General features: G+C 42.2%; 13 protein-coding genes. 6 read left to right on the top strand and 7 right to left on the bottom strand.

Annotated features, from left to right (window positions below):
• Window positions 1-54: 54 nt before the first annotated feature.
• From recF to H5114_RS18225, 3 genes are all read left to right on the top strand, one after another.
• Window positions 55-1137, top strand: coding sequence for a DNA replication/repair protein RecF (recF, locus tag H5114_RS18235; RefSeq protein WP_182723698.1), 1083 nt, complete (start codon window positions 55-57; stop codon window positions 1135-1137).
• A gap of 15 nt (window positions 1138-1152) precedes the next feature.
• On the top strand, window positions 1153-3570 hold the full coding sequence (gene gyrB / locus H5114_RS18230) for a DNA topoisomerase (ATP-hydrolyzing) subunit B (RefSeq protein WP_124016568.1): 2418 nt from the start codon (window positions 1153-1155) through the stop codon (window positions 3568-3570).
• Window positions 3571-3671: 101 nt separating this feature from the next.
• Complete coding sequence (locus H5114_RS18225) at window positions 3672-4724, top strand: HDOD domain-containing protein (protein WP_182723697.1); 1053 nt, start codon at window positions 3672-3674, stop codon at window positions 4722-4724.
• Between the two features lie 144 nt (window positions 4725-4868).
• Here H5114_RS18225 and glyS read toward each other — a convergent pair whose 3' ends face one another.
• On the bottom strand, window positions 4869-6953 hold the full coding sequence (gene glyS / locus H5114_RS18220; RefSeq protein ID WP_182723696.1) for a glycine--tRNA ligase subunit beta: 2085 nt from the start codon (window positions 6951-6953) through the stop codon (window positions 4869-4871).
• Window positions 6954-6962: 9 nt separating this feature from the next.
• The gene (gene glyQ / locus H5114_RS18215) at window positions 6963-7868 is read right to left on the bottom strand and encodes a glycine--tRNA ligase subunit alpha (RefSeq protein WP_124016565.1); all 906 of its coding nucleotides are present in this window, start codon (window positions 7866-7868) and stop codon (window positions 6963-6965) included.
• 112 nt (window positions 7869-7980) lie between these two features.
• On the opposite strand from glyQ, the gene H5114_RS18210 reads away from it, so the two are divergent.
• On the top strand, window positions 7981-8544 hold the full coding sequence (locus tag H5114_RS18210; RefSeq protein WP_182723695.1) for a DNA-3-methyladenine glycosylase I: 564 nt from the start codon (window positions 7981-7983) through the stop codon (window positions 8542-8544).
• A 66-nt stretch (window positions 8545-8610) separates the two neighbouring features.
• On the opposite strand, the gene H5114_RS18205 is transcribed toward H5114_RS18210, so the two are convergent.
• The 5 genes from H5114_RS18205 to fadB form a co-directional block, all read right to left on the bottom strand.
• Complete coding sequence (locus H5114_RS18205) at window positions 8611-11793, bottom strand: amidohydrolase family protein (protein WP_182723694.1); 3183 nt, start codon at window positions 11791-11793, stop codon at window positions 8611-8613.
• Between the two features lie 294 nt (window positions 11794-12087).
• Window positions 12088-12531 carry an MOSC domain-containing protein gene (locus H5114_RS18200; protein ID WP_182723693.1) on the bottom strand — a complete coding sequence of 148 codons (444 nt, stop codon included), beginning with the start codon at window positions 12529-12531 and terminating at the stop codon, window positions 12088-12090.
• 2 nt (window positions 12532-12533) lie between these two features.
• Window positions 12534-12779, bottom strand: a complete 246-nt coding sequence (gene tusA / locus H5114_RS18195) for a sulfurtransferase TusA (RefSeq protein ID WP_182723692.1) — start codon at window positions 12777-12779, stop codon at window positions 12534-12536.
• Between the two features lie 227 nt (window positions 12780-13006).
• The gene (fadA, locus tag H5114_RS18190; protein WP_124016560.1) at window positions 13007-14170 is read right to left on the bottom strand and encodes an acetyl-CoA C-acyltransferase FadA; all 1164 of its coding nucleotides are present in this window, start codon (window positions 14168-14170) and stop codon (window positions 13007-13009) included.
• A gap of 22 nt (window positions 14171-14192) precedes the next feature.
• Window positions 14193-16343, bottom strand: a complete 2151-nt coding sequence (fadB, locus tag H5114_RS18185) for a fatty acid oxidation complex subunit alpha FadB (RefSeq protein WP_182698823.1) — start codon at window positions 16341-16343, stop codon at window positions 14193-14195.
• A gap of 235 nt (window positions 16344-16578) precedes the next feature.
• Here fadB and pepQ point away from each other — a divergent pair, with 235 nt between their 5' ends.
• Both pepQ and H5114_RS18175 read left to right on the top strand, forming a co-directional pair.
• Window positions 16579-17898: a Xaa-Pro dipeptidase gene (pepQ, locus tag H5114_RS18180; RefSeq protein WP_182698822.1), complete on the top strand. Its 1320-nt coding sequence runs from the start codon at window positions 16579-16581 to the stop codon at window positions 17896-17898.
• Window positions 17891-18505, top strand: a complete 615-nt coding sequence (locus tag H5114_RS18175) for a YigZ family protein (protein WP_182723691.1) — start codon at window positions 17891-17893, stop codon at window positions 18503-18505. Before pepQ ends, H5114_RS18175 begins: the two co-directional genes overlap by 8 nt.
• Window positions 18506-18573 lie beyond the last annotated feature (68 nt).

Here is an 18573-nt window from a genome sequence, read left to right as displayed (position 1 = left end):
CGCCTTATTTGTCTTTACTGGATTAATCACAGCGGTTATCACAAATAGGTTTTCATGAGTTTATCGCGTATTACCATCAGTTCATTTCGTAACATTACCTCAGCATCATTGGAGCCTTGTAATGGCTTAAATTTGATTTACGGTCAAAATGGCAGTGGCAAAACCAGTATTCTTGAAGCTATATATTTTTTGGGTATGGGCCGCTCATTTCGTAGCCATTTATCGCAACGTGTTATCAACCATGAAGACGATAAACTCACCTTGTTTGCCCATTTAATAGACGCTGAACGAGACTGTAAAATAGGTTTACGTCGTTATCGAAGTGGTGAGACAGAAGTTAAAATTGATGGTGAAAAGGTTAAGCGTTTATCGACCTTAGCCGAAACCTTGCCTATTCAAGTCATCACCCCAGAAAGTTTTTCGTTATTGTTCGAGGGACCTAAAGCTCGACGTCAATTTATCGATTGGGGTGCATTTCATTCTGATCCGAATTTTTATCAAGCTTGGGTGAATACTCGAAAGGTATTAAAGCAGCGCAATCAATTACTTAGAAATCAATCTTCCTACAGCCAAATACAGTTTTGGGATAAGGAGTTGGTGCGGTATGCTGAACAGGTTACCGATATACGAAATCTATATGTAGACTCGTTAAATGAGCTACTAAAGGGTATAATCGGGGTGTTTTTACCTCATATTGATATTAAGGTTTCTTTTACCCGAGGATGGGACAGTAAAACGGATTTTGCCCAATTACTTGAAAACCAATACTCAAGAGATTTAGCCGCTGGTAATACGGGCAGCGGCCCCCACAAAGCAGACTTACGTTTGCGAGTGGGTAATTTACCAGCGCAGGATGCGTTGTCCCGTGGACAATTAAAATTATTAGTCTGTGCACTGCGTATTGCACAGGGAAAGTTGCTCAAACAACAACTGGATAAAAATAGTATTTATCTAGTCGACGATTTACCGTCGGAGTTGGATGCACAGCATAGGCAGCTATTGCTTCAGCAGTTAACCGAAACCGGTGCACAAATTTTTGTCACTGCGATCGATCCGCAAGCAATAGTCGATTCGTTATCTAGCCCTCCAAACAGGATGTTTCATGTGGAACAAGGGCGAGTAACGGTTATTGAATAACAACGAGAGATAAATATGTCAGAGAATAGTTACGATTCTTCGAGTATCAAGGTATTAAAAGGCCTTGATGCAGTCCGTAAGAGACCTGGTATGTACATTGGTGATACTGATGATGGCACAGGTCTTCATCACATGGTATTCGAAGTGGTTGATAACTCTATCGATGAAGCTTTAGCCGGCCATTGTAGCGATATCACCATTACCATTCATTCTGATGGTTCAGTCTCAGTAAAAGACGATGGTCGTGGTATTCCTGTGTCAATCCACGAGGAAGAGGGGATCTCTGCCGCTGAAGTTATTATGACCGTACTTCATGCTGGTGGTAAGTTTGATGATAACTCTTACAAAGTCTCTGGCGGTCTTCACGGCGTGGGTGTGTCGGTCGTTAACGCCTTATCAGAAAAACTACAGTTAACCATTCGTCGTGCAGGTAAAGTCTATGAGCAGTTTTATACTCATGGGGTACCAGATGCGCCGATCAAAGAAATCGGTGATGCAGTTAAAACCGGTACCGAACTTCGTTTTTGGCCAAGTAGTCAGACGTTTACCGACGTTGAATTCCATTTCGAAATTTTAGCCAAACGAGTACGTGAACTGTCTTTCCTCAACTCTGGCGTGGGTATTCGTTTAGTTGACGAACGTGATAACAAAGATGAGTTCTTTAAGTATGAAGGTGGTATTAGTGCTTTCGTAGATTACTTAAACCGTAATAAAACGCCAATAAACAAAGATGTATTCCATTTTTCACAAGAGCGTGATGACGGTATTACTGTCGAAGTTGCCATGCAGTGGAATGATGGTTATCAAGAAAACATCTTCTGTTTTACCAACAATATTCCTCAGCGCGATGGTGGTACTCACTTAGTGGGTTTCCGTGGTGCATTAACACGTAACTTGAATAACTACATGGAACGTGAAGGTTTTAACAAAAAAGGTAAAACCAGTGCTACTGGTGATGATGCCCGTGAAGGCTTAACTGCGGTTATTTCTGTTAAAGTGCCAGATCCTAAGTTCAGTTCACAAACTAAAGACAAACTTGTATCAAGTGAAGTGAAAAGTGCAGTTGAACAAACCATGGGTGAGCAGTTAAACGATTACCTATTAGAAAATCCAGCAGATGCTAAATTAATTGTTGGCAAAATTGTAGATGCGGCTCGTGCACGTGAAGCGGCGCGTAAAGCGCGTGAAATGACTCGCCGTAAAGGTGCATTAGATTTAGGTGGCTTGCCAGGAAAACTGGCTGACTGCCAAGAGAAAGATCCTGGTCTTTCTGAAATCTATATCGTGGAAGGGGACTCTGCTGGCGGATCTGCCAAGCAGGGACGTAACCGTAAAAACCAAGCCATTCTACCGCTGAAAGGTAAAATCTTAAACGTAGAAAAAGCGCGTTTTGATAAGATGTTATCTTCACAAGAAGTCGCAACGCTTATTACTGCATTAGGTTGTGGTATCGGCCGTGACGAATATAATCCAGATAAAACGCGTTATCACAACATCATCATCATGACCGATGCTGACGTCGACGGCTCACATATTCGTACCTTGCTGTTGACCTTCTTCTTCCGTCAAATGCCTGAGTTAATCCAACGTGGCTATATTTACATTGCGCAACCACCACTGTTTAAAGTGAAAAAAGGTAAGCAAGAACAGTATTTGAAAGATGAGCCAGCATTAACGGAATACTTAACCACTCAAGCACTTGATGGCACTAATATTTACCCAAGCCAAGGTGCGTTGGGAATGTCTGGTGAGCCATTAGAGCGTTTAGTCGCCCAGTATCGTGAAGTTGAACGTATTATTAAGCGTCTAGAAAAGCGTTTCCCAGCAGTGTTACTTGACCGTATGTTGTATCACCCTGAAGTGACAGCAGATGTGTTGAGTGATGAAGCGAAGATGACGACTTGGTGTAATGCCTTTATCGCGGACTTAATTGATCGAGAAAGCAGCGGAATTATCTTTACCGTTAATGTGATGCTTGATCCTGAGCGTAAGGTTTATACCCCTAGCGTGACGATCCGTAAACACGGTATTGATACTAATTATTTATTTGGTTATGACTTCTTCACCTCAACCGATTATCAACGTATTGCTAAATTAGGTGCTGCGTTAGACGGTATGATTGAAGAGGGCGGCTATGTACAACGTGGCGAGCGTGTTAAGGAAGTTGAAAGCTTCTTAGAAGCGTTAGATTGGACTATCAGTGAAGCAAAACGCGGTCTGTATATCCAACGTTATAAAGGATTGGGTGAAATGAACCCTGAGCAATTGTGGGAAACTACAATGGATCCTGAATCACGTCGTATGTTACGTGTCACCATTGAAGATGCTGTTGCTGCCGATCAGCTATTTACCTGCTTAATGGGTGATCAAGTTGAGCCGCGTCGTGAGTTTATTGAAACTAATGCGCTCAATGTAGCTAACTTAGACGTATAAGCGCGTTTTTAAAAAAAAGGGTGCCTATAGGGCACCCTTTTTTGTATTTTTTTACTATGGTTATATAGTATTTAATTCAACTTCTCATAAGGTTATTAATTGTGGTTACTGGTTTTTTTAAAAAATTATTCAATATTCGTGACCGTAATGAACAAGTTAAATTTACTGGCAAAACATCAGTTGAAAAACGCCAGCAGATCCAACAACAATCGACACAACTCGCTGTTGAAATTACACCTAAACTTGCAGCTGAGTCGCAGTTAGATTTGTCGGCATTGTTTTATAGTTTATTGTTTGCTAGCCAACAATCAACCACCACAGGTATTGCCAATAATCTTGAACGAAGCGTAATGCAAAAAATTGAGCAAGCACTTAGCTCACCAGAGTCTATTGCTGAAAATGTATTAAAACTCCCTAGTAAAATACTCGAACTTGATAAGAAGCTTGCTGATGACAGTATTGAAACCCAAGAACTAATACAGCTCATTGAGCAAGACCCTTTATTGTGTGTTGAAGTACTCAAACTATGCAATTCACCCGCATTTAAACGTGCAGATACGGATGTTAGTAGCATTCAACAAGCGTTAGTTCAGGTGGGGCGACAACAGTTAAGGCAGTTTATTACCACTTGCTTAGCCCGTGAATTAATTGATATCAAAGCTATTTATTTTCGACGCTTTGGTGCAGAAATTTGGCGCCATTCTATGCAAGTGGCTTTTTTAGCCAGCGAATTAGCTCGCTCTGAGCAAAGAGATCGTGCTTTTTTATTGGGCTTGTTACATGACGTGGGTAAAATTGCGATTTTTAAACTGCTGGTGGATGCTTTTTATCAAGCAGAGCCAGGAGAGCAGCCGAGTTCTTCGTTGTTTAAGCAAGTGATGACCACCAAGTCATTAACGCTGAGTGCGCTTTTAGCTCGTTACTGGCAATTACCAGAGCACTTTGAAGCATCATTAACTTTGTTAGCGAATAGCAATATTAAACCTGTGGATGAGATGGCATTACTCATTTGGAAAGCCAATATTATTAGTGAGTGTTCGATGTTGCAACAGGTTGATAAATTACCTCAAGCAGCATTGGCGCTTTTGTTGGCCCAAGTGGAATTGAGTGAAGAAGAGTTTATTGTGCTACATCAAAAGCTGATGCAATTTTAGATACACTTTAAAAGTAGTCTGTCTTTGGTGGTCCGGTTGTAGATTGATTAATATATGCTTTTTATCATCATTTGAGTTTTATCATTGTATTGCCCATAAAAAAGCGCCTTTCGGCGCTTTTTTGTTAATGATAGTCGACTGACACTATTGCAGTAATGAAATATCCGCAACGTGTAAGAACTGCTCACGAAGATTAGTTAACAAAGCTAAACGGTTGTTTTTCAATGCTTCATCATCTGCCATTACCATCACATCTTCAAAGAACTGATCGACGCTCTCACGTAAGTCAGCTAATAAGGTTAATGCTTGTTGGTAATCACCTGTGGCAAACAAGGGCGCTAACTGTGGTTGCAGTTGTGCAAGTTTAGCCGCTAAGGTTTTTTCTGCTGTTTCGCTTAATAGTGCTTGGTTGATGGTTTCAGGCAGTTTACCTTCAACTTTAGCCAAGATATTAGAAACACGCTTATTGGCTGCAGCAAGCGCACTAGACGCTTCTAAACCACGGAAATGAGATACTGCATTAACGCGACTGTCAAAATCAGCTGGGCGAGTCGGACGACGAGCAAGCACGGCTAAAATAACATCAACTTGAATACCTTTATCTTGATACCAGGCTCGGAAACGTGCCAGTAGGAACTCTAGGACATCCTCACTGGTATTAGCATTGGTGACGTTTGCAGCATGCAATGTTTGTGCTTTAGCAATTAATTCTACTAAGTCCAAAGGTAGCTTGTGTTCAACAATAATTCGCAAAATACCGATAGCAGCTCGACGAAGTGCAAATGGATCTGCCGCGCCTTTAGGTGCTTGGCCAATACCAAAAATACCCACTAAAGTATCGAGTTTTTCAGCTAAAGCAACAGCGCAAGATACATTTGCTGTTGGTACTGTATCACCAGAGAACTTAGGCTTATATTGTTCTTCAAGTGCTAGCGCTACCGCTTCTGTTTCGCCGTCTAAGCGGGCGTAATGCATGCCCATAGTGCCTTGGGTGTCAGTAAACTCCATGACCATGTTGGTCATAAGGTCTGCTTTAGACAATAAGCCTGCACGGCTAGCATCTAGACTATTAGTATTGACGCCATTGTCGTTCATTTGTGTTGCAATAAAGCCTGCTAACGCTGAAATACGTTCAACGCGCGCTTTTAATGTGCCCAGCTGCTTTTGGAATACAACCGTATCTAAACTGGCAATACGAGACTCAAGCGTGTGCTTTTTATCAGTGTTAAAGAAGAATTCTGCATCAGCCAGACGTGGACGAACGACTTTTTCGTTACCTGAAATAATCTGCTGTGGATCTTTTGATTCTATGTTGGTGACAAAGATAAAGTTAGGTAATAACTTGCCGGCGTTATCAAATACCGGGAAGTACTTTTGATCACCTTTCATGGTGTAAACTAAGGCTTCTGAAGGCACATTTAGAAACTTTTCTTCAAAGCTAGCAGTTAGCACTATTGGCCATTCAACCAATGAAGCGACTTCTTCTAGTAGGCCGTCTTGAATATCGGCAATACCACCTAATTTAGCTGCTGCAGCTTCAGCATCAACTTTGATTAGCGATTTACGTAATTCATAATCTGCTAGTACTTTACCTTGCTCTTTTAGCGCGGCTAAATAGTTGTCGGCATGATCTAACTCAAAGCTGGCTTTACCCATAAATCGGTGGCCACGAATAACGCGGTCAGATTTAATACCAAGTAATACACCCGCAACTAACTCGTTGCCTAATAGCATGGTCACAGTGTGAACTGGGCGAATAAACTGAGTTTTGTTGTTTCCCCAACGCATTGGTTTAGGGATAGGTAATTTATCGAGTGCTCGTTGTGCCATGTCAGCAATTAAGCTTTTGGTTTCAACACCAACCACTTTAGCTTGGTGAACTAACCATTCACCTTTATCGGTTGTTAAACGCTCTGCTTGCTCAACCGTAATGCCATTACCACGGGCCCAGCCTTGTGCTGCTTTAGTTGGGTTACCGTCAGCATCAAATGCTGAGCTAACCGCAGGACCGCGTTTTTCAACGACTTTATCGGCTTGTGCTAAAGCTAATCCTAATACGTTAATGGCCAAGCGTCGTGGGGCTGCATACCAAACGGCAGAATCAAATGGCAGGTCTGCTTTGGTTAATTCATCGGTAAAGTTAGCTAAAAAAGATTCCGCTAATGTGCGTAGCGCCTTTGGCGGTAATTCTTCGGTGCCCACTTCAATGAGTAAGTTTTCAAAATTCATCTGTTACCTCTACTTACACAGTGGGAAGCCAAGCGCTTCACGTGCTTGATAATAAGATTCTGCAACACCTTTTGCCATCGTACGAACGCGAAGGATATAACGCTGACGTTCGGTGACAGAAATTGCATGGCGTGCATCAAGTAAATTGAAAGCGTGCGATGCTTTCATTACTTGCTCGTAAGCAGGTAGTGGTAATGGTTTTTCTAGTGATAATAAGTGCATGCACATCTTTTCACATTGATCGAACAGGGTGAACATAAAATCGACATCGGCGTGTTCGAAGTTATAAGTCGATTGCTCAACTTCGTTCTGGTGAAAAATATCACCATAGGTCACACGGCCTAAAGGTCCGTCTGTCCACACCAGATCATATACACTATCAACTTCCTGAATGTACATTGCTAGACGTTCTAGACCGTAAGTAATTTCGCCGGTAACAGGACTACATTCAATACCGCCAACTTGTTGGAAGTAAGTAAACTGTGTCACTTCCATACCATTGAGCCAAACTTCCCAGCCTAAGCCCCATGCGCCCAATGTTGGTGATTCCCAATTGTCTTCGACAAAGCGAATATCATGTATTTGAGTATCGATGCCTAGAGCTTCAAGTGAGCCTAAATAAAGCTCTTGAATATTATCTGGCGATGGCTTGAGGACCACTTGAAATTGGTAGTAATGCTGTAAGCGGTTAGGGTTTTCACCATAGCGTCCATCAGTAGGACGGCGAGACGGTTGCACGTATGCACTGCTCATTGGCTCAGGGCCTAATGAACGTAAGAACGTCTGCGGGTGGAAAGTACCAGCGCCAACTTCCATATCTAGAGGTTGAACAATTGCGCAACCTTGCTGCGCCCAATATTCCTGAAGGGTTAGGATGAACCCCTGAAATGTCTTTACGTCATGTTTCGTCGTCATGTCTACTACTGTCAGGCTATTAATAGAAAATGTTGATGATTATACCTTGTAGAGCAAGGTAGATGTAGGTTATTTTTTAACGTACTACTCAAAACGTTAATGGGACCGTACCATGCAAGTTAACCGATGTGGCTGGGTAAGTGAAGACCCTTTATATCAGCATTATCATGATACTGTTTGGGGACGACCTGAATTTGATCCTAAACAGCTTTTTGCTAAGTTATGTCTTGATGGCCAACAAGCTGGATTGTCTTGGATTACCATTCTAAAAAAGCAACAAAATTACGAATTACTGTTTGCTAATTTTGAGCCGAGTATTATTGCACAGTACGATCAAGTTAAAGTGGCAGAGTTAATGCTCGAACCGGGTATTGTGCGCAATCGTCTTAAAATAAACTCGATCATCAGAAATGCTAAAGCTTATTTAGCATTTGTAGAGCAGGGTGATGATTTCTCTAAGTTTTTATGGGGTTTTGTTGGCGGTAAACCTAAAGAAAATAACTTCAGTTCATTAAGCCAGGTTCCTGCACAAACACCAGAATCTGAAGCTATGTCTAAGGCGTTAAAAAAGCTTGGTTTTAACTTTGTTGGTCCGACAATTTGTTATGCATTTATGCAAGCCGTGGGCATGGTGAATGATCACACCACAGATTGTCATTGTTATGCTCAGTATTGATTTTATTAAAAGTATAAAAAAAGGTGTTCCACGTGGAACACCTTTTTTATTGGCTTAACTTAATCGTTAGATTTTTTCAAAGAAAAACGGCTTACGTTTATGTTTATCACCATTTAGTTGATTCATGGTTTCTGAATTAAATAGCTTACCATTAACCATAGTGTAAGTGACTTTATCAGTCATTCTTATATCAGCTAATGGATCGCCATCAATCACAATTAAGTCAGCCAATTTACCCACTTTGATAGAACCCAGTTGATGTTCCATACCAAAGGTTGTCGCCGGATTAATTGTCGCGGTTTTTAATACTTCCATATTACTCATGCCGCCTTGAGCAAACATCCACATTTCCCAATGTGCTGCTAATCCTTCTCGTTGACCATGAGCACCAATATTAGGTTTAACGCCGATGTTGTTTAACTCATTGGCTACGCGGGCAACATTAAAGTGGTTGTAATGTTCGTCCGGTGCTGTGGTTCTTCGCATTGATCGGGCATCAAGTATATCGTGCGGCACATACATACTTAGGCGAGGGTGAGCCCAAACGTCGGTTTTATCATACCAGTAATGCTCACCAGAAATACCACCATATGCAACCACTAGCGTCGGAGTATAGTGAACTTCTGTTTGGCTCCAGAATTGCTTAATATCATTGTAAATTGATGCTGCTGGCAATGAATGTTCTACCGTCGTGTGACCATCGGCTATCATGGATAAATTGTGCTGCAGTAAACTGCCACCTTCAGGCACTACCATCATTTCGAGCTCTCGCGCAGCAGCAATAATTTGTTGGCGTTGATCACGACGTGGTTGGTTGTAGCTCTTAACGCTAAATGCACCGACTTTTTTAAGACGCTCTAAGTGGAACTTTGCATCATCAAGTGAATCAACATGCGAAGTATAACCAGGTAAGTTTGCTCCGTATAAAATCGTCCCCGTAGAGAAAATACGCGGTCCAACAATTTTGCCTGCTTTTTGTTGTTCTGAAGCGGCAAATATTTCGGTTGTGTCATTTGATGGGTCGTGAATAGCTGTTACCCCAAGTGACAGACCTGAATATAAGGCCCAGTTTTGTTGTGGAATAATCTCATCATCTGCTTGGCCACCATGAGCGTGAGCATCAAACAGGCCGGGCATAATGGTTTTGCCACTAATATCGATAATTTGGGCATTTTTAGGAATGACTGTATTAGCATCACCAACACTAACAATTTTATTGTCTTTAACGATAACGACACCATTATCAATAACTTGGTCATTTTCCATCGTAATCACTTTGCCGCCGGTAAATACCACTGTTCCACGTGGAACATCGGCTTTATCTTTAAAACCAATTGCAGTGATTTTAGGATCGACCTTGGTTTCCGCTTTTGTATATTGAGTGTCTACATCTGCTTGATATAAATCTGGGCCCAATGTCCAATACAGTTGGTTGTTCTTACCGTTCCAGCTAATGCTTTCTCCTGCACGGGCGCTTAGTTGAGTAATGGGTAAGTTGGTTGCTTTAGGCCCTATAGCAATGGTTTCACCATGTTTAGCAAAAGGAGTGACATACACTCTAAAGCGTTCAGCAAATGCTAAGTGCTCACCGTTGGGTGATAAACGAAACTCGGTAGCATGGTCGCTGGTGTAATGGGTACGTTTTTCAAAACCGTTCATGCCGATAGAGGCAAACTCTGGGGTTTCCCCTGAATCCATAAAGTAAACACGGTCTGAGTCAGCTCCGAATTGTGGTTGATGGCCACTGGCTGTTAGTTTGGTACTTTGCTTTCCTTTGATATCGACTTTATATAAACCGGGTTCTTGTGACCAAGTTCGTGGTGTCATGTAGCCACCGCGCGCTTTTCGATAAACAATATATTCGCCATTAGGTGAAAAGGTTGGTTCAACATATTTTCCAGGCTCGTTGGTCAACACCTTGGCTTTACCACCTCTGGCGCTAACAACACTGACGGTGCCTTGCTGTTGATCATTCCAAGTGGTGAATACGATGTCTTTACCGTCACGTGACCACTGTGGGAATAGCTCATTGATGTCATCATCTAAACGGGTTAATCGTTTATGTTTACCGTCTTTAATATCACGAATCCAAATTTTACCTAAGGCTTCAAATACTACTTTTTCGCCATCTGGTGACACTTGTGCCATACGCAGCATTTTTACATCAAATTCATCTTTATCTAAGTTTTGAGTAAAGCGGACTGATGGCTGAATATCTCTTTGAGTGTTAACACTGAATGGAATGTCTGTTACTTGTTTACTGTCTACATCAAGTTTATTGATTTTACCTTTAGCCCAAAATACGATGTGCTTATTGTCTTTGTTCCACGACATAGTTGGGTACACACCATGAATAGCCCATGTTTCCTGCATATCACGATCAAGTTTATCATACAGCTTGGTTTCTTCACCGGAGGTTAAATCGAGAGAATAGAGCGTTGATTGGAATCCATCACGTTTGATGTAAGCAAGGGTTTTACCGTCAGGGCTTGGTGTTGGTCTAATCGCACCACCAGTACCTTCAATCAATACTTCAATATCGCCTGTTTGTGTGTCGTAACGTTTGATCTTATAAATGCCTTTTACCGAGTCTTTAGAATAGTGAAAGGTTTTACCAGGGGTCGCATCTTGGCTAAAGTAAATATAACGGCCATCAGGTGAATAGGCGGGTTCGCCTAAATCTTTTTGCTCGTTAGGACGCTCAGTTAGTTTTACCCCTTCGCCACCAGCAACGTGAAACATCCACACTTCACCAGCTCCTAAGCTGCGAGTGCCAGTGAAGTGTTTTCTAGCTACTAAATACTGTGAGTCAGGACTCCAGGCTGGGCTGTTGAGTAAACGAAAGGTTTCAGTCGTTATTGCATGTGGATTAGTGCCATCGGCATTCATTATCCAAATATTATCGCCACCATCTTCATCAGAGGTGAAAGCTATATACTTACCGTCTGGGCTATATACTGGCTGCATTTGCCAAGCGATACCTTGTGCCAGTGGTTTTGCTTCACCTCCAGCTATCGGTATTTGGTAAATATCACCTAATAGATCAAATACAATGTGTTCACCATCTGGTGATACATTGATGTTCATCCATGTCCCTTCGGTAACATTAATATCAATTTTACTCAATGGCGCGTTTTCAGGAGCATTTACGTGCCATTTTACTTTGTCATCTTCGGCATAGGCAAAGCTAGAAATACCTAGAGTAAGTGCCATAGCGGTGTAAAGAGGGGTGAGTTTTTGAGTCAACATAGAGTAGATTATCCGTTGTCGTTTTTATTTTCAGTGGATTTAATCAAGCTTAATACTCGTATAGGTCATCTCATTTAGCATGATTAGATGACCTATACGAGTACTTGGCTTTACTGCGTTTGTCGGTTTGAATGGTTCCTTTATCGCATAAATTACCGATAAGGGGTATAACAAATCTGTATCAATTAATGACAGACGATAACACGCATGTCTGTTATTGATTAACAAACAATGAGTGCTACAGCGTTAGATTTTAATATGAAAGGCTTAAATGAAGATGATTTATCGGTTTTGCTAATCGATATTTACAGAGTCATCGGCTTGTATTAAGCCAGCTTGGATCACGCGGCAGGTGACTCCGCCACGCCAGTCAGGTGTTAATGCTTGTTCAAGCCCTGAGTGAGCTTGTTGCATTTTTTTACATGGATCGGTTTCGCCAGTGATTTGTAGTTTTAGCTCAGTACCAATTGAGATCGTTTTACCTACATCCGCAGGGCTAAATTCATAGCCGCTGATCAATAAGTTAGCTCGACGAGTTAACCAATCTAAATCTACATTAATTTGCTGGCAGGCTTTTTGCCATTGCTGTTTTGACATCACTGTCACCTGGCGTTTACCTGGTCGGCCAAAAACGTCATTCTCGACACCGCGCTCTAAAGTCACATTGGCACAGAAAGCGGGTTTCATCACGCCGCGTTTTGCTGTTTTGTATGCGATTGCTTCCAATGTGATTGTCATTTTTAAAGTCCTTTTTTGAGTAAATAGTGATATGGCGTTTTACTGGTATCGCTAGCAATTAAGGTGTGATCCATAAATTCACAAAAGCTGGGTATGTCTCGTGTAGTGGCAGGGTCATCCGCTATAACAAGTAATGTTTCACCGTCAGCCATTTTACGTACTGTTTTACGGATCATCATCACTGGCTCTGGACAGCGAAGACCAATTGCGTCGAGCTGGTGTTGCGCCTGGGTATAAATATCGTTCATTGAGTGCTATCTATTTTACTTATCTAATTATCGCTAATGTTACTCTTGTCATTTATGCTTGCCAAGTTTGCTACTAATTTATGTTGTTTTATCTTTTTTTATTTTTCATAAAACATGTTTCACGTGGAACATTAGCAAAAGCAGAAAAATTTAAAAATAAAAAAAAACGAGCCAATTTGGCTCGTTTTCATTGCAGTTGATGAATTTTCAGCTAGATATTTTAAACCTTATACGCGTTCGAATACGGTTGCGATACCTTGACCTAAACCGATACACATAGTGGCAAGACCAAGGGTTGCATCTTTTTCTTCCATTAAGTTAATCAGAGTCGTTGATATACGAGCACCTGAACAACCTAGTGGATGACCTAATGCAATCGCGCCACCGTTAAGGTTAATCTTTTCATCGACAACATCTTGTAAGCCAAGATCTTTAACACAAGGTAATGACTGTGCCGCAAACGCTTCGTTTAATTCGATAAGATCTAAATCGGCAACAGATAAGCCAGCGCGAGCTAATGCTTTTTTGGTTGCAGGTACAGGACCATAACCCATGATAGCTGCATCACAACCCGCAACGGCCATTGAGCGAATACGCGCGCGAATGGTTAAGCCTAATGCACGAGCTTTAGATTCTTCCATCACTAACATCGCCGAAGCACCGTCTGACAATGCAGAAGATGTACCCGCAGTTACGGTACCGTTTACCGGGTCAAATGCTGGACGTAAACCCGCAAGTGACTCAAGTGTTGTTTCAGGACGGATTACTTCGTCTGTCATTACTTTGATCAGTGCGCCGTTTACGTCGTGGCCCTCAATGCCCCAAATCTCTTTGGCAAAACGACCTTCAATAGTGGCAGCATGAGCGCGTTGATGAGAACGTACTGCAAACGCATCTTGTTGTTCACGAGTAATGCCGTGCATTTTACCTAACATTTCGGCGGTTAAGCCCATCATGCCAGATGCTTTAGCTACGCGGTTTGCAAGACCTGGGTGAAAATCAACCCCGTGGTTCATTGGTACGTGACCCATGTGTTCAACACCACCAATAATAAAGGTGTCGCCTTGACCGGTCATGATGGCACGAGCCGCTTGATGAAGAGCATCCATTGATGAACCACATAAACGGTTTACGGTAACGGCACCCGCTGTTTTAGGGATACCAGCCAATAATGATGCGTTACGAGCAATGTTGAAACCTTGCTCTAGTGTTTGCTGCACACAACCCCAAATAACATCTTCAATGTCGTTAGGGTCTAGTTGCGGGTTACGCACTAATAATGCTTTCATTAATTCTGCAGAAAGAGTCTCTGCACGTACATTTCTAAATACCCCAGCCTTTGAACGGCCCATCGGGGTACGAATGCAGTCTACGATAACAGCTTGTTTCATGATTTAATTCCTTTCCCACTAATTAGGCTTGGTAGTAACTACCGTTGTTGGCTGCAAGTTCACGCATGGTATCGGTAACTTGATATAAGCCACCAAGATGTGCGTATTTGTCTGCTAGGGCAACAAAGTTTGCTACGCCCATGGTGTCTAAATAACGGAATACACCGCCACGGAATGGAGGGAAACCAATACCGTAAACTAGACCCATATCGCCTTCAGCAGGTGATGCAATAATGCCTTCTTCTAAACAACGAACCGTTTCGATGATCATTGGGATCATGCAACGAGCGATGATGTCATCTGACTCGAATGCTTTTAATTCACCAAACGTTTCGCCTAATAATGCATAGCTTGTAGGATCAATGTCTTTCTTCGGCTTACCACGACGGTCAACAGAATAGGCATAGAAACCTTTAGTGTTTTTCTGACCTAGACGTTTGTTTTCAAACATAATATCGATAGCGTCTTTGCCATTTTTACCCATACGATCTGGGAAGCCTTCTGCCATAACGGCTTGGGCGTGATGACCAGTATCTAAACCGACTACGTCAAGTAAGTAAGCAGGACCCATTGGCCAACCAAACTGTTTTTCCATCACTTTATCGACAGCGGCGAAATCAGCGCCTTCGGCAAGAAGACCACTAAAGCCAGCAAAGTATGGGAACAATACGCGGTTAACGAAGAAACCTGGACAATCGTTAACAACAATCGGGGTTTTACCCATTTTGCTCGCGTAAGCAACAACTGTTGCGATGGTTTCTTCTGAGCTGTGCTCACCACGGATAATTTCAACTAATGGCATTTTGTGCACTGGGTTAAAGAAGTGCATACCGCAGAAACGTTCTGGTTTCTTCAGGCTTTTAGCCAGTAAGTTGATTGAGATAGTTGAGGTGTTTGACGCAATAATCGCATCTTCAGAGACGTATTGCTCAACTTCTGCAAGTACCGTCGCTTTTACTTTTGGATGTTCAACAACCGCTTCTACAACGATATCGCTATTTTTGATAGCGGCATAATCTAAAGAAGGGGTAATGTTGTTTAATACTTTAGCCATTTTCTCTGGCGTAGAGCGGCCGCGAGCAACTTGAGTAGTAAGGATTTTAGCCGCTTCGTTCAAGCCTAACTCTAATGCTGGCTGAGCGATGTCTTTCATGACAATTGGCGTGCCTTTGCTGGCGCTTTGATAAGCAATACCGCCGCCCATAATACCTGCACCCAATACCGCAGCTTGGTTAACATCATGAGCTAACTTAGCAGCTTTCTTAGCTTTGCCTTTAACGAATTGGTCATTTAAGAAAATACCAATTAGTGCTTGAGCAACATCTGTTTTCGCTAATTTAATGAAAGCTTGTGCTTCCACTTTTAGCGCGCCGTCACGATCTAAACCAGCAGCCTGTTCGACAACATTCACAGCAGCCATTGGCGCTGGATAATGCTTGCCTGCAACTGAGAACACCATGCCTTTAGCCGTTGCAAAAGACATCATGGCTTCAAGTTTAGGTAGCTGAAGTGCTGATTGCTTTTTGGTGCGACGAGCTTGCCAATCAAGGCTACCATTAAGTGCATCATGCAACATTTGAATCGCGGCAGCTTCTAGGTTTTCTGGGGCTACAACGGCATCAATCGCGCCAACTTTCAAAGCATCTTCTGGGCGTTGGTCTTTCGCTGTGGTAATCCACTCAAGCGCATTATCTGCACCAATCACGCGCGGTAAACGCACAGTGCCACCAAAACCAGGAATAAGGCCTAATTTTGTTTCTGGTAAACCGATGCGAGCATTGGTATCGGCAACGCGTAAGTCGGTTGCTAAAATAGTTTCACAACCACCACCAAGAGCAAAACCGTTAACAGCAGAAGCTGTTGGAAACGGTAAATCTTCAAGTTTGTTGAATACCGCGTTAGCTTGTTCAACCCAAGCTAGCAAGGTTGCATCATCTTGTTGGAAAAGGGTTAAGAATTCGGTGATGTCAGCACCAACAATAAACGTGCTTTTTGCTGATGTCAGCAATAAAGCTTTAATATTGGTGTTTTGTTTGATGCTGTCTAGCGCTGCATCAAGGGAGGCTATGGTTTCTCTGTCAAATTTGTTTACCGAACCTTGTGCGTTAAAACACAGTTTGGCAATATTATCTTCAAGTAACTCAACCTGAATGGTAGGGCTTTGGTAAATCATTGCTTGCTTCCTTATTGCTTAAAAGCGACTTCCACATCTTATTTACTGTGCAGTTATCAAGCTTGAATCACAGCAGTTTCGGCCATCTATTGACCAGCTAATTCTCAGTGTGCGACTAAATGAGAAAAATTACAACACCCAATTTAAACGGCCGTTTAATTTTTTATCATCTAGCGAGGAGTTTTTATGTTTGTGATAGACTGATTGAGTTAAAACTTATGAAAAGGGATAGTCAATGGATCAGTTAGCTCATCTATACCATGCACACATCGACGAACTAAATCGTCGTGTCGCTGAAATTTGTCAGCGTGAAAATATCTCGGGTTTAGTCATTCATTCAGGGCAACCGCACCGACAGTTTTTAGATGACTTAAATTATCCCTTTAAAGTTAACCCGCAATTTAAAGCTTGGTTACCTATTTTAGATACCGCTAATTGTTGGGTTATTGCCAATGGCCAAGACAAGCCAACGCTAGTTTTTTATCGTCCGGTCGATTTTTGGCATAAGGTTAACGATGTACCGCAGGCTTTTTGGACTGAACATTTTGATATTCAGCTATTAACTAAGCCAGATCGTATCGCAGACTATCTACCTAAAAACCTCACAACATGGGCATATATCGGTGAGCATTTAGATGTTGCTGATGTATTAGGTTTTAGTGCGCGTAATCCTGATGCGGTAATGAACTACTTACATTACCACCGTGCTGATAAAACTCAGTATGAACTTGAGTGCATGCGTCGAGCGAACCAAATTGCGGTAAAAGGGCATTTGGCGGCCAAAAATGCTTTTTATAATGGTGCCAGCGAGTTTGAGATCCAGCAATGCTATTTGCTTGAAATTGGCCAGAGTGAAAACGAAGTGCCCTATGGCAACATTGTCGCGTTAAATCAAAATGCGGCTATTTTACATTACACCGCTTTAGAGCATGCTAAGCCGGCTCAGCGGTTATCATTTTTGATTGATGCAGGTGCTAACTTCCATGGTTATGCTGCCGATATCACTCGAACATACGCATTTGAGAAAAATCGTTTTTGTGAATTAATTGCCGCCCTAGATAAAGTGCAATTAGCCATTATTGGGCAAATGAAGCCAGGAGTTAAATACGTCGATCTGCATGTTGCGACACATCATCATATAGGCCAGTTACTGATTGATTTTGGCATAGCTAATGGCACAGCTGAACAGTTAGTCGCCCAAGGTGTTACTAGTGCCTTTTTCCCACATGGGCTAGGGCATATGTTAGGGTTACAAGTTCATGATATGGGCGGATTTGCCCACGATGAACGTGGAACCCATATCGCGGCGCCAGAAGCGCATCCCTTTTTACGTTGCACTCGAGTATTGGCTGCAAATCAAGTGCTCACCATTGAGCCGGGCCTTTATATTATAGATACTTTGCTTGAGCAACTATCTACAACAGCTAAGCAAACCATTAATTGGCAAACCGTTGCTGAGCTGCGACCGTTTGGTGGTATCCGCATCGAAGATAACGTGATTGTGCATCATAACCGAGTTGAAAATATGACAAGAGAGTCTGGTTTAGTTGATTGAGTCATACCTAATACCACAAGCTAACTTAGTCATAGAAGAAGAGATAAAGCATAGCCGCTTTATCTCTTTGTTATTTCATTGCCCGCATGCTAATGATATGAAGTTAGTACTTACTGACATAAAGCAGCAATATCCAGGTGCCAACCACTATTGTTATGCATTCGTTGCTGGTAGCCCTGAAAATACCATTGATATGGGCGCTAGCGATGATGGCGAGCCGTCAGGTAGTGCGGGTAAGCCCATGTTAGCGTGTTTACAAGGCGCAAATATTGGTGAGCTTGGTGCTATTGTTGTGCGTTATTTTGGTGGTACTAAGTTAGGCGTTGGTGGTTTAGTACGAGCTTATACTTCGGGTATCAAGCAAGGGTTAACTCAAATACAAACTCAGGTTAAGCATTTGAGGTATCCGGCAAACTTAGTGTGTCATTATGCTCAACTAGCTGATATTGAATATTTAGTTGCTCAACACGACGGCGTAGTAATCGATAAAGTGTTTACTGACCGGGTTGAAATACGCCTTGAGTTGGCTAAATCACATCATCAGGCGTTTAACTTAGCGCTAGCGACTCTGACTCAGGGCCAGCTACAAGTAAAGTTTACAGTTTGAGCTATGACTAACTTATGCCAAAATGTCACTCAATTGTTAAATCCGACGCAGCACAACTAAACAGAATC

It is taken from the genome of Shewanella sp. SR43-8 (genome assembly GCF_014163775.1).
Taxonomy (GTDB): domain Bacteria; phylum Pseudomonadota; class Gammaproteobacteria; order Enterobacterales; family Shewanellaceae; genus Shewanella; species Shewanella vesiculosa.
This window is presented reverse-complemented; position numbering and strand designations above follow the sequence as displayed.